The sequence below is a fragment of the Candidatus Enterococcus willemsii genome, from assembly GCF_009933335.1.
Taxonomy (GTDB): domain Bacteria; phylum Bacillota; class Bacilli; order Lactobacillales; family Enterococcaceae; genus Enterococcus_F; species Enterococcus_F willemsii.
Genome location: NZ_MAEL01000010.1, coordinates 1 through 23,845, shown reverse-complemented (window position 1 = coordinate 23,845; position 23,845 = coordinate 1). Strand labels below are relative to the sequence as shown.

Here is a 23,845-nt window from a genome sequence, read left to right as displayed (position 1 = left end):
TTTTTAAGCTCTCATTTCACTTCGGTCGTTTAAATGAATCAAAAAAACCGATAGAATTTAAATAAAAGCCGATATATGCGCCTAACATCGTTAGAATGAGCACCAATAACGTTTTAAAAAAACCGACCGTAATGAGCAGAATCGCCAAAATCAATCCGGTCAATCCACCTATGATTGCGTATTGGTACTGTTGAAATAATACTTTCATCTGATTCTCTCCTTTACTCGACACGATTTTTCTCGTTCGTTTTCTTAGAAGAACGATAATCATTTAAAACAACTTTGGTAGTTAAATTATCAGTTGTCCCTAACAATTGCATCAATTCGGTATTTACAGTTTGTATTAATTGTCGTTGACGTTCTGGTGTTTCCATGACTTTTCGCATTTTTCCAAAAATCGTAACACTGATTTTTTTCTTGTCAATTTTGACACGAACGCTTGGGTTGTCAATAAACACTTCTTTCTTTACAATTTCTAAGACAAAGTTTTCAATCGCTCTTTTTTGTATTTTCAATGTACCATTTTTAGCATCTAATACTAATTCATTTTTCCGACTTGGATATGCCCATACCCAAATTAAAGCAATTACGAGTAATAGACTACTAACGACGCTTCCCCAAAATAAAAAATAAGGAATAATCGTGTGAATCCATGGATAATCATACATCGAAATCAAGCTAAACGGCAGTGTAGCTACTGCTTGATTTTCAATCATGACAAATAGAAAAATGACAAATACTAAGAGCAAGAGAATGCTTAGAAATCCTTTCCATAGCTTATTCATAACTTCACCTCTTCTTAATCAATGATAGTTGAAATGAACTTGCACTGTACACGTTGAGATATCTCAAATGAAACGTATTCGACGAATAAATGATTCTAAAACCATTACAATAAGGTATTACTTGACGATAAATAGAAATAGATAGACAATAGACAAGTAGGAAAAAAATGAATGTTTTTATCCTATTGTTATTAAACATGTTTATTTTTTTATTTTTTCGTCTATGTGATACCTATCGTTATCTTTATTTTACAGCCTTTTCGGAAAAATAAACGTCATTTTTTACCCTACACTGGACACTAAACGACGTTATATTTCAATTATCATTATTTCAATGTATAAAAAAAGAGCAACAAAGGCTTTCACAGTAGGCTTTCTATGTAAAATCAATAGAAAAATCTAGCTTTTTTCATATTTTAAACCAGTCTGGATATTTCTCAAAAAGACTATCTTTTCGCAACAAAAAACAATTATAATAATGCGTCTAGTTGAATAAATAAAGAAGATTTCTTTATTTATCTATCTAAGGCTAAATATTAGAAAGGAGACTACACACATATGATGTATGGCATTTCTTCAACTGCATGGTTGAAACAATCTATTTTATTTGCTTTAGAAGAAGAGACACAATTTATTTCTAGTCGTGAACTCACTTATATTGTAGGCGATTACAGTCAATCCACTATCAAAAAAATCTGTCGAGAAATCCAAGAAGAGGTGGAAGCGACCTACCCTTCAAACATGGCAACGTTGATTATTGACCAACGTAATGGCATTAAACTTATTCGCCAACCTTATGTAAATTACCAAAAACTGTTATCTTCTATTTTTTCAGAAGAATTAGGTTACGAATTACTACAACAACTTCTGTTAAATCGTCATATTTCGACGATTGACTTTTGTAACAATCATTATATTAGCGAATCACAATTACGAAGAAAAATCAAAGATATTAATGCTTCTCTCATTAAACATGATATTTCGATTTCTTTATCGACACACATTACAATTGTAGGAGAAGAGTATAAATTACGTGCTTTTTTCTTCGTCTTTTTATTTGCAATCCATCGTCAATTCTCTCATATTGAATGGATTGAAAACAAAGAGGATTTTTTTACTACAGCAGAGCAAATAGCACAATATTTAGCAATTGATACCGATACTCGTACCGTAGAAATTTTGGCTATTTGGTGTTTTATTATTACGACTGCCATCAAAAATAATTGGCTACTCATTTTTAATGACTATGAGAAACAAATGCTCACAAGCTTTTCACTACCAAAACCACCCGTATTTTTAACAGAATGGAAAAAAGCGGATTGGGATTTTTTGGTTATTGCTATTTATGCCTCCGATATTATTGATTTTAATTTACAAGTTAACCTTAACCAACTCCAAGAGGTTACTCAATCTGACGATGCGACCATTTGGATTGAATTGTTTGAAGCTTATTTTTTACCACTCACTGACATTCAGCAAGAATTTGTCCATAAAAAATTTGTCAAACAGCTACTCTCTCATCATTTTTTTGAACCTGATGAAAATATGCTGAACAATTTTACACAAAAATATGCCGAAGAACTTAAAGTGCTGTATCCAATTCTTTTTGCTAAATACGAAGATTTATGGATCGAATTTCTCCAAAAAGTGTCTGAACCAGCGTACAAATATTTTCAAATTGAAAGTCTATTGCTATGTTTCTATTTAGTTCCAACTGAAGTTTACTATCCACAAATCAAATTGTTTTTGCGTTCAGATTTAACTTTCTTAAATACTAAACATTTGGAATTTAGAATCACCAGCCATTTTTGCAAACAATACGCCCTTAAATTTACGGATGATATCCATCATGCTGATTTAATTTTAAGCACTGTATCACTAGAAGGTATGAACAAATATATCTCCAAATTAAATAATCTGGTTCCAGTTATTTTAATCAACTCAAAAATTTCAGAAAATGATTTTGCAAAAATTGAAGATGAACTTATTACTATTACCCAAACGTTATTAGAAAGATAAGCAATTATTCTTATAAAAAGAACACCATTCATGCGAATGGTGTTCTTTTTGGCTTAAAGTTATTTAATAAACATAGCATCGCCGAAACTAAAGAATCGGTAACGCTCATCAACTGCATGTTTATACGCTGCTAGCGTTTGCTCACGTCCAGCAAAAGCACTAACTAACATCACCAATGTTGATTTCGGTAAATGGAAATTAGTTGAAAAGGCATCCACCACTTTGAATTCGTAGCCTGGGGTAATAAAGATGCTTGTCCACCCGCTATCTGCTTGAATTTTCCCGTCAAATTTTGTACCAATGGTTTCTAACGTGCGAATAGATGTTGTCCCAACTGCTACAATACGTCCGCCATTTTTCTTCACTTCGTTTAATTTATCTGCTGCTTCTTCAGTCAGACGATAAAATTCACTGTGCATTTCATGTTCGGAAATATTATCTACACTAACTGGACGGAATGTTCCTAAGCCTACATGTAACGTTAAATAGACTAATTCAATTCCTTTTTCTTGGATTTTTGCCAATAATTCTTTTGTAAAATGAAGGCCTGCAGTTGGTGCAGCAGCAGAGCCATTTTCTTTGGCATAAACCGTTTGGTAACGTTCTTGATCTTCCAAACGTTCTTTAATATACGGTGGCAAAGGCATTTCACCTAGTGATTCAATAATTTCTAAGAAAATCCCGTCATAACTAAATTCAATCATGCGCCCTCCATGATTTAGTTCTTCTTTAACAACCGCTTTTAAGCGACCATCTCCAAAAGAAATTTCAGTCCCTATTTTAGCACGTTTAGCAGGTTTAATCAGTGTTTCCCAAGTATCTCCTTCAGTATTGTTCAATAATAAAATTTCTAAATGTGCTCCTGTTTCGACCTTTTCTCCATACAAACGTGCAGGTAAAACGCGTGTATCATTCATCACTAAAGCATCACCCGCATTTAATTCATCAATGATTTCATAAAAATGTTTGTCCTCCATTTCACCCGTTTGGGAATCTAGGACGAGCAAACGAGAACTTGCACGATCAGTTAAAGGTGTTTGTGCAATCAATTCTTCTGGTAAATCAAAATCAAAATCTTCTGTTGTTAACATGTTTTTTTCACTCTTTTCTTGTCGATTTGCTCTCCCATTTTAGCACTTTTTTTCGATTTCTTTCAAAAAAATAGATTTATCTTATTTTTTAGTTTATGATAATCCGAACTAAGCCTATAATATCAACGTTTGCTTCTGTTTCTTTTTTGTTCCTTTTTCATCATTTTATACAGTAAATCATACGTAAATGAAGCGTTTGCAATTTATTTATGATTTGTATTCTTTCGGAATTTAAGGCATACTATTATTATGGATACGAGAAAAATAAACTTAATTGAGGTGAACAATAGTGATTGAATTTCAAAATGTATCAAAGATTTATAAAGGCGGAAAAGTAGCTGTAGAAGATGTGAATCTGTCTTTTGATAGAGGAGAATTTATCTGTTTTATTGGAACTAGTGGGAGTGGGAAAACGACTTCCATGCGGATGATTAATCGAATGACTGAGCCAACAAAAGGAAAAATTCTAATTGATGGCAAAGACATTCAATCAATTAATCCAGTTGAATTGCGTCGTCAAATTGGCTATGTTATTCAAAATATTGGTTTAATGCCACATATGACTATTCGGGATAATATTACGTTAGTTCCTAAATTATTGAAAGTATCACCCGAAGAACGCGCAAAAACAGCAGAACGTATGATTGATTTGGTGGAACTTCCTAGAGAAATGTTGGATCGTTATCCCCATGAACTCTCTGGTGGACAGCAACAACGAATCGGGGTTGTCCGGGCGTTAGCCGCTGACCAAGATATTATTTTAATGGATGAACCATTCGGTGCCCTTGATCCAATTACCAGAGATTCTTTACAAGATTTGGTAAAAGATTTACAAGAACGGCTTGGTAAAACCATTGTTTTTGTGACCCATGATATGGATGAAGCACTGAAATTAGCCAGTCGAATTGCCATTATGAGTGAAGGTCGTGTGATTCAATTTGATACGCCATCAAATATCTTGAAAGCACCGGCCAATGAATTTGTGGAAGAATTGATTGGTGAAGACCGACTAATGCAAGCGAAACCTGATACAACACCAGTCAGCGAAGTCATGTTAAATACTGCCGTGACAATTACGCCAGAAAAATCGTTGCAAGAAGCGATTAAACTAATGCGTGAACGTCGCGTCGATACTTTGCTAGTGACTGACAATCAACGAATTCTTAAAGGATATATAGACATTGAGTCAATTAACCAACGTCGTGGGAAATCGAGCAGTGTTGGCGATATTTTAAAAACCGATGTCTTTTCTGTCAAAGAGACTGCCCTTTTACGTAATACGTTACAACGAATTTTGAATCGTGGCTTAAAATATGTTCCTGTTGTGGATGATAAAGATCGTGTCGTTGGTATTTTAACCCGCGCTTCATTGGTTGATATCGTTTATGATGTATTATGGGGCGAAGAACAATCGATTACTGAAGCAGTTGAGGCATTCAATCCTGAAGAAATAGAGGGGGTCTAGACTTATGCAAGCCTTCTTTACAGAATACGGCGCTCAAATTTTTTCAAATACCATGCAACATATTTATATTTCATTCGCTGCCTTGCTATTGGGGGCACTTGTCGCAATCCCAGTAGGTATTTTGCTTACACGCTTCCCTAAAATTGCCAATGTCGTTATTGGAGTTACGAGTGCATTACAAACCATTCCATCATTGGCCCTTTTAACTTTAATGATTCCTTTTCTTGGAGTCGGCGTTGCGCCAGCGATTGTCGCATTATTCATCTACTCATTACTACCCATTTTGCGAAATACGTATATTGGGATGAAAAATGTTGATCCTAATTATATTGATGTTGCCAAAGGGATGGGGATGACGAATATCCAATCAATTATCAGCGTTGAAGTGCCCATTGCCTTGCCAACCATCATGGCTGGCGTACGTTTAGCAGCTGTGTATGTCATTGCATGGGCAACCCTCGCTTCTTACATTGGAGCTGGCGGACTTGGTGTCATGATCTTTAGTGGATTAGACAACTATCAACCACCATTGATTTTAGCAGGAACTATTCCTGTCATCATTCTAGCGATTGTGTCTGACTATCTTTTAGGAAAACTAGAAGAAAAACTAACACCATCCGCCTTGAGAGAGGAGAATGACTAATGAATAAATTCAAAAAAATCTTATTACTTTGCGGAAGTCTGTTTTTATTTGCAGGTTGTTCATTTCCTGGACTAGCTTCAAATACAGATGAAGATACTATCGCTATTACCGGTGGTATTACGACTGAATCTCAAATTCTAGGTAGTGTCGTTTCTGGAATGGTCGAACATTATACCGACAAGCAAACAACCATTATTAACAACTTAGGAACAACCAATATTAACCATCAAGCGATGCTAAATGGTGACGCAGGTATCTCTTCTACACGTTATACAGGAACGGATATTGCTTCCACGCTGTTACTACCACCTGTTTTAGATCCAGATGAAGCGATGAAAGTCGTTCAAAAAGAATTTAAAGAACGCTACAACCAAGTATGGCTCCCTTCTTATGGATTTGACAATACCTATGTCTTTCTCGTTAGAAAAGATACCGCTGAAAAATATAATTTAAAAACAGTGAGTGACTTAGAAGCAGTTGCTGATGAGTTAGTCGTCGGTGCAGACCGCGCGTGGATGACTCGTGAAGGTGATGGTTATGATGGTTTCACAGAAAAATACGGCTTCAAATTCGGCTCTATTTTACCTATGCAAATCGGTCTAGTTTATGATGCCGTTGATGCACATCGCATGGACGTGGTCTTAGGCTACTCAACTGACGGACGAATTGCTAGTTATGATTTGGTCATGTTAGAAGATGACAAACAGTTTTTCCCACCATATGATGCTTCGCCGGTCGTCAATCAAGAACTGTTAGACGAAGTACCTGAACTAGAAGATGCATTGAATCGTTTAGCTGGGAAAATCGATACTGAAACCATGCAAAAATTGAATTATGAATCAGATAATGATTTAATCGAGCCTTCAATTGTTGCAGAACAGTTTTTAGAACAACACAACTATTTTGAGGAGGATGCGAAATGAATATGAACGAAATGAATTTACTGCAACAGTTTCTCTATTACTTTCAAGAAAACGGCAGTTATGTCTTCTCACAATTCCTTCGTCACTTCCTCATCTCTATTTATGGTGTGTTATTCGCAGCAATTGTGGGAATTCCAATCGGGATTTTAATTTCTCGGAATAAAAAATTATCCGACTGGGTCATTCGTGTTGCCAATATCATCCAAACGATTCCAGCGTTAGCAATGGTCTCTATTCTGATGTTTGCCTTTGGTTTAGGTGTGAACGTGGTTATCGTGACGGTCTTCTTGTATTCACTGCTACCAATCATCAAAAATACCTATACAGGCATGATTCAAGTAGACCGTAACGCACTGGACGTTGGTAAAGGTATGGGGATGACTGCTTGGCAACGTTTATACATGATTGAATTGCCATTGTCGATTTCGGTTATCATGGCTGGTATTCGAAATGCTTTAGTTGTCGCAATCGGAATCACTGCAATTGGTACCTTCGTTGGTGCCGGTGGCTTAGGTGACATTATCGTCCGCGGGACAAATGCAACAGATGGTGCTGCAATCATCTTAGCAGGTGCCTTACCAACCGCTGTGATGTCGATTTTTACCGACTGGATACTTGGAATCATTGAACGTCGCTTAGATCCAACCGCACGAACAAGTAAAGAATCATAAAATAAAAAGGAAACCCTGAACTATCCGTTCAAAGGGTTTCCTTTTTTCATGACAAATTATTTTTTCAAATGATAACTATAGGTGCTAACGATTATATTTTCACGCCATGACAAACGGAAACGCAATCGCAAGCTTGTCTGATTATGCAAAATATTTTGCCAACGATGTTTCGGTACGAATTGTGGAATAACCACAGTCGTCGTATAGTTAAGTTGTCGGGCTTTTTTACTGACAATGTCCACATAACGAATGATTGGGTTTTCAATCGAACGATACGAAGAATGAACGACTGAAAAACGGATATCAGGGAATTTTTCTTTAAACTCACGCTCAATTTCTTTTTCTTTCACTATATCCTCATCTAAAGAAACATGCATAGCTAACACATAATCGCCAATCGACTGAGCATAATTTAATGCCCCAACGTTTACTTGGGTCACATTTCCAACCAACACAATCACAGTATTTCCATCATATGTCTTCATCTTCACTTCTTTTTCTAAACGTAATTGTTCTGCCACATGATGATAATGCTCATGAATTTTATAAAAAACAATCAGCAATACCGGCATAATAATGAAAAACGGCCAAATATCACCTAAACGATAGAAAAATAAAATCAAAATAATTCCGTAAGAAATCGCTGCACCAATAATATTTGCTAGCGACTTGCGGAACCACGCCTGCCCTTCTTTTCGCCACTTAATGACCATACCTGTTTGTGAAAGGGCAAAGGGAATAAACACCCCAATGGAGTACAAAGGAATCAAACGTTCTGTTGAGCCTTGAAAAATAAGCAACAAAACAATTGACCCTGCTGCTAAGGTCATAATGCCATTTGAATAACCTAAGCGATCACCGCGATCTTGATAAAGATGGGGCATAAATTTATCTTTTGCTAAGTTATAGGCTAACACTGGAAACGCTGAAAAACCTGTGTTCGCTGCAACAGCTAAAATCAAAGCTGTCGCAAATTGTAAAATATAAAACATGACGCTATGACCAAAGACAGCCTCTCCGACTTGTGCTAAGACAGTTACTTCCGTTTTAGGAACCACGCCATACCAGTAATTAATAAAGGTAATTCCTACGAAGAAAAACCCTAAAATAGTTGCCATAATTGTCAATGTTGCTGCCGCATTTTTTGCATGGGGCTTTTTGAAAAAAGGTACAGCGTTACTAATTGCTTCCACACCAGTTAATGACGAAGAACCTGATGAAAAAGCTCGCAACAGCAAGGCAATTGTAATGCCTGGGACGACTGTTCCTGGCACCGCTGTTGCATGTAATGGTGCCATGCCTAACGCGATTTTAACCAGTCCTACAATAATTAATAAGGTAATAATAGCAATAAATGTGTAGACTGGAACCATTAAAAAGGCGGCTGACTCGCGTAATCCACGTAAGTTTAACATCATAATTAACACAACAATGATAATTGAAATTGTGACTTGCTGACCATACAGTGCCGGAATTGCAGAAGTAATCGCTTCTGCTCCTGCCGAAACAGATACTGCTACAGTTAGCATATAATCAATCAGTAACGAACCACCTGCCACTAATCCTGCTTTCTCACCGAGGTTCTCACTGCTGACAATATAAGCTCCTCCCCCATGAGGATAGGCATGAATAATTTGACGGTACGACAATGTTAACGACACTAATAACACAATGACAAATGCCGCAATCGGTAAAGAGTACCAAATAGCTGCTGTTGAAAGTGTTACTAACACGACAACAATCTGCTCTGTCCCATAAGCAATTGAGGACAAGGCATCTGATGATAATAAGGCCAATGCAGCAAAACGACTTAATTTTTGCTCATCATTTTCTGCAGACTTTAAGGGTTTGCCTACCAACAAACGTTTTAGATACTCCACTTATTTTCGCTCCTTGCGTTTTTTATTTCATTCTGATATCGCACACTTTTTTGTGTTAGACAAGAGAGAATATTACGCCTCAAGAATTGAAAAGTCAACGCAGTATCTCGCTGTTTTTCATCACATTTTTTTAGGTATTTTCATTTTTTCATAAAGTTTTCTAAAAAACAAAAAAACTTGCGTGAGCACCTTATTCCGTACTCACACAAGTTTTTATTTTAATGGAAGAAATGACTTTCTTTGGCTAATTTTTCGACTTTTTCCATCGGTTTAATCATTAATGGACTCACAATTGTTCCCACGACACCGAAAACAATAAACAAACCAATTAGTACAAGTAAATTAACGGTTGCATTTGGCCAGTAGATACCGCCTGCTGATTCTCGTAAAAGATCCACGGCATAGGTAAATGGTAAGAGTGGATTAATGAATTGGAAGAATTTACCCGAAACTTGAATCGGATAGTTTCCACCACCTCCGGAAATCGATAGTACCAGAATAATAATCCCTATTCCTTTTCCGACATTGCCGAATAAACCGACTAAGACATAGATAATCATCATAAAGGTTAGTCCTACGACTAAAGCAAACAAGACACTATAGAATGGCTCGCGCACATCAACGCCTAATGCAAAGTAGTTTCCTAAGGTGACAATTAGTGTTTGCCCTACCGCAAAGGTCAAGAAAGTACCCATGCGGGCCAGGAACGTTTCACGTTTACTAAAACGTTTTTTGTCTTTGCCTTCTAAATGGAATTCTGTTGCTGCGACACTTGACAATAATAAAGCTCCTACCCATAAACATAGTGCTGTATAGAACGGTGTACTTGCTGAACCATTGTTGGCGATTGGATACATCGCTGTGGTTTTTAATTCTACTGGTGACGTAATGAAATCACTTTCGGCTTTGACATCATTTTTAAGTAGTTTAATGATATCTCCTAAATCAGCAATCTCCTCACCTTTGTGAATCGCATCAGCTGCTTTATGAACGCCTCTTCTTAGGGACGGCCAATCCTTTTCAATTAATTCTGCTGCTGTATTCAGAGCTGTTTCAACTTTTGGTAATTTTTCATGCATAGTATCTAAGGTCGAAGTAATTTCCGTTTTTAGCGTAGGCCAGTCATTTGTAATAAAGTTCGCCGCTAAGTTCAGTTTTTCTTTTAACACAGGTAATTCATTTTGATACAAATCGACGCCTTTATTAATTCCATTAACAATATCGTCCATGTGGCCATTTAATAACACATTGGCATCATGAATTTCTTGTCCAATCGCTGGCATTTCTTTTTCGTATTTTTCAAGTATTGTTACGGCATTGCCAATCGTTTTTTCTGTTGAAGACAGCAAGGATTCAAAATCAATATTTTTGGTTGCTGCTAATAACGATTGCGCATTGGTTAACGCTGGAATCAATTTATTTGCTAGCAAATCATGTACTTGATTGCTAACAGCAGTGACATCAATTGAGTTCCCAATACTTGCGATATTGCCTGATAGTTCTTGTAATTGTTGGACGAAGTTTTGGATACTAGCCTTGTTTAAATCATCTGAATCAATTATTCGTAATAGATTGTCTGCCGCTTTTTGCGCTGCTCCCATTACATTTTGGATTTCCCGTAAACTGCTTTTCACACCACTAAAATCACCACTTATTTGATCCAGTCCCCCTAATTGTTCAAACCAATTAATCATATCTTCAATGAACACTTGCTGTTTGGCTAAACTAGCAGAAATATCAGATAGTGTTTTCTTCAATGCTGCTCGTTGTTCCGGAGTTAAGTCCTCTGATTCATTCAAGATTGTATTAATCGTTCCTGCCCAACTGTTAACTGTTTCGGATAACCCGATAACCATTTGTAAATTGGTTTGAACTACTTGAGTAATGGAATCAAGGTTGGCTTCTAAAGCATTGGCAGCTTCTAGTGTTTTATCAGTAAAGGCCGTCGCATCGCCGGATAGTTGTTCAATTTTTGGTAATAACGCTTGGACATCATTGATGACTTGCAATCCTTTTTTAGCTTCTGCAATCCCATCTGTTAAAGTTGCTGAAATTTGGTCAAAGTCTTCATCGACCATTGCAATTTGTCGTCCGGCATTTTGAATTTCAGGAATCTTTTCTTGTAACGTTAAAATAATTTTCGCCTGTTCTTCAATTTCCGGCATTTTTTTATTCATTGCGACTAGTTTTTCACCCATTGCATCTACTTCAGGAATATAATTAGTAAACTCGTCGGCTTTCGCTAGTTTTTCTTTTAGTTCTGGGAATTTTTTTTGTAATTCTAGTACTTCTTTCGTGTATCCTTCAATTTTATCTGCATTTTTATCAACTTCTAAAATTAAATTCTTGACCTTATTAATAGAAACTAAATTGGTTTCTAAATTGTAACCTACTTCATTAAATGCTTTTAACAAAGTTGAGCTGGCTGTATGGATAAAATTCTCTGTAATCTGTTCTTGAAGACTACTTGCCCCTTTATCAGTAATCTTAGGTGCAATCGCATTAATCTTTTCATTAAAGTAGTAATCAATAGTTGGCTTTTTGATTTCCCCTTTGGTAAAGCTTAGTAAATCTTCCGAGAATTCTTTCGGTAGATAAATACCTGCATAGTATTTACCAGATTTCACGCCTTCTGTTAATTCTTTTTCTGATTTCACAAAACGCCAACCTAGCTGATCATTCTCATGGAGAGTATCAATCACTTGATCGCCAATTTGAATCTCTTTGTCATTCAATGTTGCCCCTACATCATCACTATATACAGCGATGGGAATTTCCTTCGTATTTCCGTAAGGATCCCACAATGCTTTGATATTAAACCACGCATATAAGGACGGAATGACCATTAAAGCCACTACTAAAAAAATCGTAATTGGATTTTTCACTAATCGCTTCCAATCCAATAGATACAATTCACCTATATTTTTAATATGTTTCACAATTTTCACCGTCATTTCTTCAATGTCGTTGGATAATTTATCATGATTTTGATAGACTTTCCATTTTATTGCTTAATTTTGCTCTTTTTTTTGTACAAATATCCAATTTTGTCGAAAAAATAAGCGGACTTTTTTATTCTTGGTGTTCTTTTGCTTCCATAAACATCTCTAATAATGTCACAAACTCTTGATCTATAAAGGACTCATCATCTTCTCTAGTAAATTCTTTAACTGGTGTATCGGTATTATCAAAATACGTCATTGGAATGAACATCTCATTTTCCACTTTAACAGTTAATTTAGGATGGTACGTGTTCTCCCCACATGGACCTGCAACTAAGCGAGATAATTCATAGGTATCATCACCAATTTTTCGAAAACGATAGTAGTGGTCATCCCAAAAGATTCTTTCTTCACTACATAATGCTACAACTTCACGCCAATTTGCCATTCGATTGCCTTCTTTCTCTTTTTTTCCATTTTAACAAAAATGAACGAAAAAGATAGCGAAAGCCAATTGTTAGAAAATTCAAAATACTATTGGTTAATTTGTAAGAGACTGGTATGATGAATAAAAAGGAGGAATTTGTATGGCAATTTTAACATTTGAAGATGTTTCATTTATTCGTAAACAACAAGCACTTTTAAATCATATTAGTTGGCAAATTAATGAGGGCGAAAATTGGGGGATTCTTGGACTAAATGGCGCAGGCAAAACCTTGCTCTTACAATTAATAACTGGTAGTCTTTGGCCTTCTAAAGGGCGTTTGACGGTCTTAGATCAAGTCTTCGGCCAAACGTCTATCCCTGAATTGTCTAAACGGATTGGCTGGGTCAGTACAGCATTGCAATACCGTTTAAACGTCAATGATACAGCGGAACGTATTGTGCTATCCGGAAAATTTGCTAGTATCGGTATTTATCAAAAATTTACACAAGAAGACTTAAATACTGCCAAAGAAATCTTGGTTTCCTTAGATGCCGAAAGTCTGATTGGCAAGAACTACCATTTTCTGTCTCAAGGAGAGCGCCAAATTGTGCTCATTGCGCGGGCTTTGATGGCCGAACCAGAACTGTTAATTTTAGATGAACCTTGTAACGGACTTGATTTATTCGCTCGAGAAGAATTATTAATTAAAATCGATCATTTAATGCGCCAACCTGATGCTCCTGGTTTATTATTCGTTACACATCATACCGAAGAAATTTTACCTATTATTAGTCATGTAATGATGTTAAAAAATGGTGAGATTTTCGCTAAAGGTCTCCGCGAAGAAATGATGACAGAAGCATTGTTACCTAAATTTTATGATAAACCAATTACGATGTATGCACTCTCTGAGCAACGTAAAGTCGTTTTACCTGCCAATCATTTGAATTAACAAAAAATGACGAAGCATCTAAGATGTCTTCGTCATTGTATTTAAGTAAGTTCACGATTTTTTTTTGCGGCTGTTTGAACAGCTTCGATAACAGCATGGCGAAAACCATTGGCTTCTAGTGAACGAACCGCTGCAATCGTCGTTCCACCAGGTGAACAAACTTTATCTTTCAACGCCCCTGGATGCTCACCAGTCTCTAAAACCATCTTAGCTGCCCCGAGAACAGCTTGTGCAGCAAATTCATAAGCATCCGTACGTTTCATACCCTCTAAGACTGCACCGTCTGCTAATGCCTCTATAAATAAATAGGCATATGCTGGGGATGAACCACTGACACCAACAACTGCATCAATTTGACTTTCTGGCAAGACAACTGCACGACCAAAGCTTTGGAATACCTGTAGAACTTTCGCTTGCTCGCTATCAGTGACCTCTGAATTGATAGACAACGAGGTCATACCTTCGCCCACTGCTGCTGGGGTATTTGGCATTACTCGAACAATTTTATGCAAACCAACTAATTCTTCCATTTGCTGAATTGTTACACCCGCAGCTATGGAAACTAGTAAATGTTCCTCTGTCAAAAATTGCTTAAAACCAGGTAACTTAGCAAGTAAAATTTCTGGCTTCACCGCAAAAATAATCAAATCTGTTTTAGCAAATAATTCCTTTTCATCTAAAATCGGTCTAATTTGGTATTGTTCTTCTAGTTTTTTTAATGTGGGTTCATAACGATGATTGTAGACTAAAATCTCTTCTTTTTGATACAATCCCTCTGCTAACATGCCATGAATAATCGCATGCGCCATATTACCTGCACCGTAAAAGCCAATTGTCCCCATAATATTCACTCCTCATTTTAGACCTCAAAGCGTTGAAGCTCTCCATCTGTGTGTTGTAAGTAACCTCTGATAGGAGGTTGCAGTTGGATATAAGTGTTGATTGGCATCTGTAAAGTGAGTTCAACTTCCCCTTGTTGGAAAACACCAAAATACCTGCCTGATTTTTCAAATTTGTGTACTAGCAAATAATATCCTTCTTTACTTTGATATCGAAATCTACGTACCTGTGCTAGTCGTTTCCAACTAGCTATTACTAAACATATGACGGTTAGTATAAGAACTACATAGCCCATTCAATCACCAACTTGTATTTATGTATGAACCTCTGTCTTCTTGCTATAAGCCAACACTGATTTTTAAGGCAGTATCAACTGACTGCATGATTTCAGCTTGTAGGTGACATACTTTTTCTTTCAATCTAGATTTATCAATCGTTCGAATTTGCTCCATTAAAATGACGGAGTCTCTGCCAAGACCTGTACCAGAAGCAGTAATTCCAATATGTGTTGGTAACTTTGGTTTTGCCATTTTTGCTGTAATTGCGGCGATAATCACAGTTGGACTAAAATGATTTCCAAGATCATTTTGAATAATGAGAACTGGGCGTAATCCTCCCTGTTCCGAACCAACTACTGGTGACAAATCTGCAAAATAAACTTCCCCACGTTTGACCATGGCCCTCAATCCTTTTCTATAAATATTCTCTTGGAATTCGTTCAGAAAACAAACAAATGACTTCATAATGAATCGTATCTAAATAATCTGCGATTTCTTGAAGCGTAATTTGTGCGCCTTGATTTTTTCCAATTAATGTTACTTTTGTTCCTTCCTCAATAGCATGTGGCAAACGAATCATCAGTTGATCCATACAGACACGACCAACTATTTCGCAGTACTGTCCTTCTACTAAGACATGGAATCCTTGCATTTTGCGAACATAGCCATCCGCATACCCGATTGGCACAGTGCCAATCCATTCTTCTTTTGGTGTCACATAAGTTTTGCCATAACCTATCCCTTCACCTTTTGCTACTTTTTTAACTTGGATTAATTCTGATTCTAATGACAAAGCCGGTTGTAATGGATAACTAACATCTAAGTCATTTCCAGAAGGATTCAAGCCATACAAAGCGATACCGTATCGAACCATATTCCCCACACCTTCATGCCATAAGGTCGTCGCACTGTTACTTGTGTGTACATACTTAGGTAAATGAGAGAGTCCAGTTAAAATATCGTTGAATCGTTGATGCTGCTTCTCCCAATAAGTGGTGTCTGCTTGATCTGCTGTTGAAAAATGAGTAAAAATCCCTTCAAAGTCAAACACTTCTTCCGACAGTAAATAATTTACTGCTTGTTGCACATCTTCCGACTTTTGAAAGCCAATTCGCCCCATACCTGTATCAATGGCTAGATGTATTTTCAAGGCGTGTCGAATCTCTGGTTGTGCTTGCTTAAGCCATGCTAGCGATGCAACCGCTACTGCCACGCGATATTCTTCTGCCACAGCTACTGCCGATAATGGCAATAATCCTAGTAACAAAATAGGGGCTTCAATTCCTTGCTCTCTTAATTCAATTGCTTCATCAAGTGTTGCTACACACAGTCCCATAGCGCCAGCTGCTAAAGCGGCCTTCGCCACAGGAACTGCTCCATGCCCATATCCATTAGCTTTGACGGCAACAAAAACATCTTTTCCTTGATTGTGTTTGATTTCATTGGCAAGATTTTGTTGAATCGCCTGTAAATCAACAATTATTTTCGTAGGGCGATGATAAGATACTGCCATCGAAATACCTTCCTTCTATTTCTCTAAAATGATTTGCGCAAATGCAATGTCTTCGGTATGTGTAATACTAACGAACACCGCACCTTCTTGATAAGGCGACTTGGTAACAATTGGTGCACCTAAATCATTTGCTAAAATCTCTAAATCTTGAAATGTTACTTTACCTATACCTGTTCCCCAAGCTTTGGAAAAAGCTTCCTTACAAGCATAGCGTCCACCAAGAAACTCAATTTGACGTTTTTCAGGTAATGCATAGAATAATTCACATTCCGCTGAAGTTAAAATACGCGAAATAAATTTAGGTTTCTCTTGAATAATTTTTTTTATTCGATGCAAATCAACTGCATCAATCCCAATTCCCTGAATCATAGACGCCTACTCTTTCCTTCGAAGTTAGTCTTATTCTACCAAAAAAACGAAGAAAAACCACTTAAAAACCTACTTGAAATGCAAAAAGCGTCTGAGAAATTGAATTTCCTCAGACACTTTTCTTATTTTACAAGTCATATAAAGATATTTAACATGAATCCATTCATCTCGAATTCATTAAGTTTTCCTTAATCTTGATTGTTACGGATAACAAAACTACGCTTTTTATCACTTGGACGACGGCTTGGTTTGCGAGAGCCACCATCTTTGTTATTGCCATAGCTTCCTTTGTTACTGCGACGGTCTCTATCGTCACGATTTCGGCGATCATCGCGTCCACGTCCGCCTTCACGACGTCCGCCACCATTACGGTTATTATTGCGACGGTTGCCACCACCTTTGTTAAAGGATTTTTTCCCTTGTGGCAATGGACGTTCAGGTGTGATTTTAACTGGCACTAAATCTTCTGGATCTTTTGCTAATGTTTTTAATAGTAACGCCGCTAAATCTTGCGCTGAATATTGTTCTAACAATTGATCGGCACCTGACAAGTATTTTTCTAAGCCATTTGAAGTCATTTTTTCTGCAACAGTTTCCATTGCAGCACCGATTTGTCCTTTGAAAGCTTCTTTTTCAGAAGGTGGACGTAATGGTGTCATACGTTTTTTCGTTAAGTTTTCAATAACATGTAAGTAACTCATTTCATTTGGCGTTACAAATGTTACTGACATACCACCTTTACCGGCACGTCCTGTACGACCAATACGGTGAACATAGCTTTCTGGATCTTGAGGGATATCGTAGTTGTAAACGTGAGTGACACCTGAAATATCTAATCCACGAGCGGCAACGTCTGTCGCAACTAAGATGTCTAAATTACCAGATTTAAATGAGCGTAACACACTCATACGTTTTTGTTGAGAAAGATCACCATGAATACCTTCTGCTTTGTAGCCACGGGCTTCTAATCCACGAGCCAACTCATCGACACGACGTTTCGTACGACCAAAGACAATCGTCAATTCTGGTTTTTGAACGTCTAATAAACGTGTCATGATATCAAATTTCTCAAAATCTTTTGAACGTACATAGTATTGATCAATCAAATCAGCTGTCATTTCTTTGGCTTTAATTTTTACATGATCTGGTTCTTTCATGAATTTTACACCAATGTTTTTGATAGCTGGTGGCATTGTCGCAGAAAATAGCAACGTTTGACGCTCTTCAGGGACTTGGGCAATAATTGTTTCAATATCTTCTAAAAAGCCCATATTTAGCATTTCATCTGCTTCATCTAATACCAATGTTTCCACGGTTGCTAGTTTTAACGTGTGGCGTTTAATGTGATCCAACATACGTCCTGGTGTACCTACCACGATATGTGGACGGTCTTTTAATTGACGAATTTGACGACCAATATCAGCCCCACCGTAAACAGCTTGTACACGGATTTTTTTGTCTTTACCTAAACGGTATAGTTCTTCTTGCGTTTGGATAGCCAACTCACGTGTTGGAGCAATAACTAAACCTTGTAATTGTTGTTTTGTTGGGTCAATGTGTTGTAACATTGGTAACCCAAAGGCTGCAGTTTTACCTGTACCTGTTTGCGCTTGACCGATAACATCTTTACCAGCTAACGCCAATGGAATTGTTGCTTCTTGGATGGGTGTTGCTTCTTCAAAGCCGGCACGCTCAATAGAAGTCAATAATTCTTGTGATAGTTCTAATTCTTTAAATTTCAAATGGATCCTCCTAATTGTGATCAAGATGATTGATTCATCTCGTCGTTTTTTACTAGATACATCCTCGAGGTATCTGGTGACAGTTTGAAGTGTTTGTTTCTTCCATGATGAATCAAACATGGTCCCTAGCATATTTGTTTTATCACTTCTCACCGAAAAACCACTTCTTGAAGGCATTAGAAAAGGCTAGGACAAACGATCATTTACTTTTGTCTAGCCTCGTTTTGAATTTATGATGACATGGTCATTTCTTTTTTATCTAAACAGTCGTTCTCGTTTAGTTATCAGTTATTCCAATTTTTACTTCATCTTTCGGCACTAAAACAGTGTATCACGGAATACTGTTTTCAGCAAGTTTCAAACATTATTGCAAAAATATTTTCTACCTACTTTTGTTGGAATGAATTTAAAATTGATTCAATTTCAGGTTTTGCAACTTCTGCTTCACTCTTCAATGACCAACCAACACTTTGTACAAATTGTGTTTCACTTTCAACAACATCAAAAATGTAAGATAAGTTTACACCTTGGACATTCAAATCAAAGGTTTTACGCACACCTTTCATACCATTAACTGTTACGTCTTCTTCTTTTACATTAGTTGCTTCTTCTTCTAAACTACCAGTAACTAAGTCCACATACGTATTGAAATTACTAAAATCAACTTTGTTTTCAGCAATCACCATGTAATATGCACTTAAATCATCTTTTTCTAAGGCGTAAGAAGCATCTGGATTTAAACTAGCGACATCTTCATAATTTGCCCAGTGAGCAGGAATTTCGATAGAATATGAAGCATCTCCTACAGAAAATTCACCGTTTTCCCCACTTGTACTAACACTAGTACTCGTGCTTTCTTCTGTTACTGATGAACTTGAAGCTGTTTCTACTGCTGTACTGCTTGCTGTACTTTCTTTGGGTTCCTCTTTACTGCCACAACCCGCCAATAATCCTACCAATACAACACTTGTAATCATCCACTTTTTCATTTATTACACTCTCCTTTTTATTTGTACTATTATTAGTATAACAAAAAAAGAAAAATACGACACATCACATGATTAAATGTCGTATTTTTCTCACTTTTCCTCTTTATAGTTGCGCAATAACTTCAGCTAAACCCATCCCGTTGCTACCTTTTAATAGAAGGGTATCTGTCGGCAGTAATTGTTCTTTTAATGTTTTTATTAATGCGTCTTTTTCTTCAAAATAGTATACTTTTCCTGCAAATTCAACTAGCGCTTTATTTAATGAAGCCATTTCTGACCCATAAAGAAAAATAGCATCATATTGATTACCGATATGTTCAGCCATCTGAGCATGCATTTGTTTAGAATCAGGTCCTAATTCTAGCATATCTGCTAACACTGCCAAACGACGGCCTGCCAGTTCTAAACGACCAAAACTATCTAATACTAACCCCATCGCTGTCGGATTGGCATTATAAACATCGCTCAAAATATCTGCTCCATTTGATGCTTTCAGCCATTGTGTGCGATTTTTAGTTAACTGAAACGTAGCTAAACCACGAACAATTTCTTCATTTGTTAAACCAAAATAACGGCCAAAACCATAAGCAATCAGCGCATTTTTGACATTATAACTTCCTAAGACAGGGATTCGGAAAGTTTCTCCTTCAATTGTAAAGGTTGTTTGATCTTTTGTTTCTTCAACAATCGTTGCGTGAATATCACCTTTATCCAACCCAAATGTTTCGATTTTTTGCGTTAAATCAGTCATGAGAGGTAGTAATAATGGTTCATCAGCTGGAACAACTAAATAGCCCTCTGCTTTTAAGCCCTCAGTAATTTCCATTTTTGCTTTGGCTATCCCTGCTCGTGAACCTAAATTCTCGATATGTGCTTCACCAATTAACGTAATTGCTGCAGCATCCGGTTGAGCTAACTTAGATAAAAAAGCAATCTCACCTGCATGGTCCATCCCCATCTCTAAAATCAACACTTCCGTTGTATCTGGCATGTGTAACATGGTATACGGCATTCCTAAATCATTGTTATAGTTTCCTTGTGTTTTATACGTTTGGAATTTTTGCGCCAATACGGCTTCAGTCATATCTTTAGTGGTCGTTTTCCCATTACTACCAGTGATAGCGACTACTTTAGGCGCTACTTTTTCCTGATAGTAAACAGCTAATTGTTGAAAAGCAGCTTTCACATCTGCCACTGAAAGAACGGTAATATTTTCTGGGATATTTGTACGTTTTTTATCCCACAAGGTTGCCACAGCACCTTGTTCAATGGCTTGTTGGACAAATTCATGACCATCTCTTGTACCTGCTAATGGAACAAACAAACTTCCTTCTGTGATTAAACGACTATCAAATTCAACACTCGTTACAAGTTTGTCTGCGTCGATTGGTTCAATATTTAACGCTTGGGCAATTTCTTTGATCGTTAATTTCATCTTTTCTGCTCCTTCATCAAAACAAGGCACCTTGAAGCGATTTGCTTCACCTGTGCCTTGTCTAGTGTTTATTTCACATCTGTTAAAAAGTTTGTCCGTTGTTTGTAACGATTTAGTCCTAATTGAATCAATTCTTCAATTAAATCGCCATATTGCAACCCTGTTTTTTCCCATAAAGAAGGATACATACTAAATTGCGTAAAACCAGGCATCGTATTTAATTCATTTAAGAATAACTCATTTTTATTCGTTAGGAAGAAATCACAACGGCTTAACCCACTACCACCTAACATAATATAGGCATTTTTAGCGTATTCTTGCGCCTTTTCTTGCACTTCATCAGGGACTTGTGCTGGGATTTGCATCACAATATTGTTATCAATATATTTTGAATTATAATCATAAAAAGCAACATCTTTCACAATTTCACCAGCCATTGTCGTACGAACATCTTCATTACCTAAGATAGCAACTTCAATTTCACGAGCTTCAATACCTTGCTCAATAACCGCACGATTGTCATATCGATAAGCTTCTTCAAGCGCTTGTTGTAACTCTTCACGATTTTCTGCTTTAGAAATGCCTACACTGGACCCCATATTCGCTGGCTTGACAAACATTGGATACAACAGCGTACCTTCACATTGCTCAAAAATCTGTTTAGGATTTTCTTTCCATTGGTTTTTCAACACTGGTACATATGGTACTTGCGGAATGCCCGCTGCTTGTAGGATATATTTCGTCATAATTTTATCCATACCACAAGCGCTAGTTAAAACGCCTGCACCGACATACGCCATATCAATTGTTTCTAAGAATCCTTGAATCGTTCCATCTTCGCCATTTGGTCCATGTAAAAGTGGAAAGACAATCGCATCTTCTTCCTTAATATCACCTGGCTGAATGGCAGTTCCGGTAAAGTCACCAGACGCACCATTTGTTGACCAAGTAAGATGCAAGATATCTTTTGAAGTTGGTTTTTCAGTTAACACGGGACCTTTGACCCATTGTCCATCTTTTGCAATAAAGACAAGTTGAACTTGATAGTAATTGTAATAAATCGCATTTAGTACAGAGAAAGCTGACAGAATAGAGACATCATGCTCTGCGCTTTGCCCTCCGTATAGTAAAATAATTTTCACCGTTTTTCCTCCTGTGTTTAACGTCACATTTCACGTATGATTCTCACATATTTTAGCATAAAATGGTTTTTCAGAACATCCTTAACTATGATTTTCCGGTTGCTAACCACAAAATTTAGTAAAAAATTGTTTCCTTTTAAGGTTTTTATGGTTCTTGCAGGACTTTTTTTAGCTGCTCAAAAAAAGCTTGCCGGTCATCTTTCGTAAACGCTTTCGGTCCTTTGGTTCGCTTACCTGATTTTCTCATTTGTGTTCCTAAATAGCGTTGAGTTAGCAAGAAATCAATAGTTTCAGGTAGATATTCTTTTCCTGAATGATGAAAGACTCTGGCTTTTTTAGGCAATACTAATGATGCTAATCCGTAGTCTTGCGTAATTAAAATATCTCCAGCATGAATTTCTTTAACAATTTGATAATCTGCACTATCGGCCCCTTTATCAACATAAATAAAACGAACAAAATCAGGGTATTCTTTGGTTGTATAATGATCAACACTGGTTACGATTAGTACTGGTAGCTGAAAGAACTCACCTAAGCGAATCACTTCTTCTTTTACTGGCGATCCATCGCCATCAACGATTAACATATTCATCACCTGTTCCTACTATACTAAAAAGAATTCATTCATGAAAGCTTTTTAACAAAATAAAAACTTCTGACTATTGCTAATCAGAAGTTTTTTCTTATCGAATTAAATCAATACCAGGATGGTCAATCACTTGTTGCACTTGTTCTCTAGTTGTTAAAGGGACATCTCCTAGCATCGTATGTGCAAGCACAGCATTCGTAATACCAAATGTCGCTGTTTTTTCCAATGACCAATTTTCAGCATATCCCAGTAACACACCAGCTGCATAAGCATCTCCTGCACCAATTCGATCTAAAACCGTTAATAATTGCGGTTCTGTTTCTATTACATCCTCTTTTGTGACAATCCGACCAGCAATCCACTGCTTTTCTTCTTGGTGTAGACGTTTGGTTCCTGCAAACCATTCAATGTCGTATTTCTTTAAGAACGAACGGATTAACTGTTGTTCTGCTTTTTCATCTGTGACAGACTCATTCGTTAGTTGTAATAACTCAATTAAATCTCTTGGCGTACCAAAAACAATATCGCAATATGGCAAGATTTCTTCATAGCGTGCTTTCATTAAGGCCTTTTTACCTTCTTCAGTATTTAAACTGGGGCGAAAATTAAAGTCAAAGCACACTTTTTTTTGCTGACGATGGGCTTTTTGCGCCAATGTTTTTGCAGAAGCCCACGTTGCATCAGTCAAACTTAAAGAAATCCCACAAATGTGTACCAAATCAACTGTCGCTAAAAAGGCATCCATTGGATAATTATCAGGTTCAGAAACCCCAAATGAGCTGCCATGACGATTTTGATAGGTGACTTGGGTTGGTCGAGCACCAAAACCAATTTCAGCAAAATACGATCCTAAGTGATTATGGTGTTTACCAACAAAATCAGTTTTCATCCCAAATTGTTGTAAACTATTTTTGGCTGCATCACCTAACCGATTATCCGGTACATTGGTCAACATCCAAGTATCCAAACCAAAGTGAGCTAAATTGCCTAAAATATTGACACCTGTTCCTGTATAATCCATGCGTACAGTATGACTTTGTTCTAATAGACGATATTCCGGAGGCGTTAAGCGTAGCATTACTTCACCAAATGCACCGATTTTCATGATTGTCCCTCCAACTATTTATTTCAACGTATTTTTCATCATGTC

The 23,845-nt window shown here is 36.9% G+C and carries 22 protein-coding genes; 6 read left to right on the top strand and 16 right to left on the bottom strand.

Annotated features, from left to right (window positions below):
• Positions 1–16 precede the first annotated feature (16 nt).
• Positions 17–208: a DUF2273 domain-containing protein gene (locus BAU17_RS01295; RefSeq protein ID WP_161901005.1), complete on the bottom strand. Its 192-nt coding sequence runs from the start codon at positions 206–208 to the stop codon at positions 17–19.
• 13 nt (positions 209–221) lie between these two features.
• On the bottom strand, positions 222–785 hold the full coding sequence (gene amaP, locus BAU17_RS01290; protein WP_161901004.1) for an alkaline shock response membrane anchor protein AmaP: 564 nt from the start codon (positions 783–785) through the stop codon (positions 222–224).
• 558 nt (positions 786–1,343) lie between these two features.
• Between amaP and BAU17_RS01285 the strand changes: the two genes are divergently transcribed.
• Positions 1,344–2,804 carry a helix-turn-helix domain-containing protein gene (locus BAU17_RS01285; protein WP_161901003.1) on the top strand — a complete coding sequence of 487 codons (1,461 nt, stop codon included), beginning with the start codon at positions 1,344–1,346 and terminating at the stop codon, positions 2,802–2,804.
• 59 nt (positions 2,805–2,863) lie between these two features.
• On the opposite strand, the gene queA is transcribed toward BAU17_RS01285, so the two are convergent.
• Positions 2,864–3,895 (bottom strand): tRNA preQ1(34) S-adenosylmethionine ribosyltransferase-isomerase QueA, encoded by a 1,032-nt coding sequence (gene queA / locus BAU17_RS01280; protein ID WP_161901002.1) that lies wholly within the window; start codon positions 3,893–3,895, stop codon positions 2,864–2,866.
• A 289-nt stretch (positions 3,896–4,184) separates the two neighbouring features.
• Here queA and BAU17_RS01275 point away from each other — a divergent pair, with 289 nt between their 5' ends.
• From BAU17_RS01275 to BAU17_RS01260, 4 genes are read left to right on the top strand one after another with little or no spacing between them, the layout of a single operon-like run.
• Positions 4,185–5,360: a betaine/proline/choline family ABC transporter ATP-binding protein gene (locus tag BAU17_RS01275; RefSeq protein WP_161901001.1), complete on the top strand. Its 1,176-nt coding sequence runs from the start codon at positions 4,185–4,187 to the stop codon at positions 5,358–5,360.
• 4 nt (positions 5,361–5,364) lie between these two features.
• On the top strand, positions 5,365–6,003 hold the full coding sequence (locus BAU17_RS01270) for an ABC transporter permease (RefSeq protein WP_161901000.1): 639 nt from the start codon (positions 5,365–5,367) through the stop codon (positions 6,001–6,003).
• A complete protein-coding gene (locus BAU17_RS01265; RefSeq protein WP_161900999.1) occupies positions 6,003–6,926 on the top strand; it encodes an osmoprotectant ABC transporter substrate-binding protein in 924 nt (307 codons plus the stop codon). The genes BAU17_RS01270 and BAU17_RS01265 overlap by 1 nt, the downstream gene beginning before the upstream one ends.
• A complete protein-coding gene (locus BAU17_RS01260) occupies positions 6,923–7,597 on the top strand; it encodes an ABC transporter permease (protein ID WP_161900998.1) in 675 nt (224 codons plus the stop codon). Before BAU17_RS01265 ends, BAU17_RS01260 begins: the two co-directional genes overlap by 4 nt.
• 56 nt (positions 7,598–7,653) lie before the next feature.
• Here BAU17_RS01260 and BAU17_RS01255 read toward each other — a convergent pair whose 3' ends face one another.
• From BAU17_RS01255 to BAU17_RS01245, 3 genes are all read right to left on the bottom strand, one after another.
• Complete coding sequence (locus BAU17_RS01255; protein ID WP_161900997.1) at positions 7,654–9,477, bottom strand: amino acid permease; 1,824 nt, start codon at positions 9,475–9,477, stop codon at positions 7,654–7,656.
• 218 nt (positions 9,478–9,695) lie between these two features.
• Positions 9,696–12,416, bottom strand: a complete 2,721-nt coding sequence (locus tag BAU17_RS01250; protein WP_202622255.1) for a YhgE/Pip domain-containing protein — start codon at positions 12,414–12,416, stop codon at positions 9,696–9,698.
• Positions 12,417–12,549: 133 nt separating this feature from the next.
• On the bottom strand, positions 12,550–12,867 hold the full coding sequence (locus BAU17_RS01245) for a hypothetical protein (RefSeq protein WP_161900995.1): 318 nt from the start codon (positions 12,865–12,867) through the stop codon (positions 12,550–12,552).
• 139 nt (positions 12,868–13,006) lie between these two features.
• On the opposite strand from BAU17_RS01245, the gene BAU17_RS01240 reads away from it, so the two are divergent.
• Positions 13,007–13,798: an ABC transporter ATP-binding protein gene (locus BAU17_RS01240; protein ID WP_161900994.1), complete on the top strand. Its 792-nt coding sequence runs from the start codon at positions 13,007–13,009 to the stop codon at positions 13,796–13,798.
• A 41-nt stretch (positions 13,799–13,839) separates the two neighbouring features.
• Here BAU17_RS01240 and proC read toward each other — a convergent pair whose 3' ends face one another.
• From proC to BAU17_RS01190, 10 genes are all read right to left on the bottom strand, one after another.
• Entirely contained in the window at positions 13,840–14,640 is an 801-nt protein-coding gene (gene proC, locus BAU17_RS01235) for a pyrroline-5-carboxylate reductase (RefSeq protein WP_161900993.1), read from the bottom strand.
• Positions 14,641–14,976: 336 nt separating this feature from the next.
• Positions 14,977–15,315 carry a type II toxin-antitoxin system PemK/MazF family toxin gene (locus BAU17_RS01230; protein WP_161900992.1) on the bottom strand — a complete coding sequence of 113 codons (339 nt, stop codon included), beginning with the start codon at positions 15,313–15,315 and terminating at the stop codon, positions 14,977–14,979.
• 16 nt (positions 15,316–15,331) lie between these two features.
• A complete protein-coding gene (alr, locus tag BAU17_RS01225) occupies positions 15,332–16,429 on the bottom strand; it encodes an alanine racemase (protein ID WP_161900991.1) in 1,098 nt (365 codons plus the stop codon).
• 15 nt (positions 16,430–16,444) lie between these two features.
• Complete coding sequence (gene acpS, locus BAU17_RS01220) at positions 16,445–16,798, bottom strand: holo-ACP synthase (RefSeq protein WP_161900990.1); 354 nt, start codon at positions 16,796–16,798, stop codon at positions 16,445–16,447.
• Between the two features lie 188 nt (positions 16,799–16,986).
• On the bottom strand, positions 16,987–18,540 hold the full coding sequence (gene cshA / locus BAU17_RS01215; protein ID WP_161900989.1) for a degradosome RNA helicase CshA: 1,554 nt from the start codon (positions 18,538–18,540) through the stop codon (positions 16,987–16,989).
• Between the two features lie 386 nt (positions 18,541–18,926).
• Positions 18,927–19,529 (bottom strand): hypothetical protein, encoded by a 603-nt coding sequence (locus BAU17_RS01210; protein WP_161900988.1) that lies wholly within the window; start codon positions 19,527–19,529, stop codon positions 18,927–18,929.
• Positions 19,530–19,632: 103 nt separating this feature from the next.
• Positions 19,633–20,964, bottom strand: coding sequence for a UDP-N-acetylmuramoyl-tripeptide--D-alanyl-D-alanine ligase (locus BAU17_RS01205; protein WP_161900987.1), 1,332 nt, complete (start codon positions 20,962–20,964; stop codon positions 19,633–19,635).
• A 68-nt stretch (positions 20,965–21,032) separates the two neighbouring features.
• The gene (locus tag BAU17_RS01200; RefSeq protein WP_161900986.1) at positions 21,033–22,106 is read right to left on the bottom strand and encodes a D-alanine--D-alanine ligase; all 1,074 of its coding nucleotides are present in this window, start codon (positions 22,104–22,106) and stop codon (positions 21,033–21,035) included.
• 145 nt (positions 22,107–22,251) lie between these two features.
• Complete coding sequence (locus tag BAU17_RS01195; protein ID WP_237579066.1) at positions 22,252–22,698, bottom strand: YaiI/YqxD family protein; 447 nt, start codon at positions 22,696–22,698, stop codon at positions 22,252–22,254.
• A gap of 91 nt (positions 22,699–22,789) precedes the next feature.
• Positions 22,790–23,803 carry a sugar kinase gene (locus BAU17_RS01190; protein WP_161901095.1) on the bottom strand — a complete coding sequence of 338 codons (1,014 nt, stop codon included), beginning with the start codon at positions 23,801–23,803 and terminating at the stop codon, positions 22,790–22,792.
• Between the last annotated feature and the right edge of the window lie 42 nt (positions 23,804–23,845).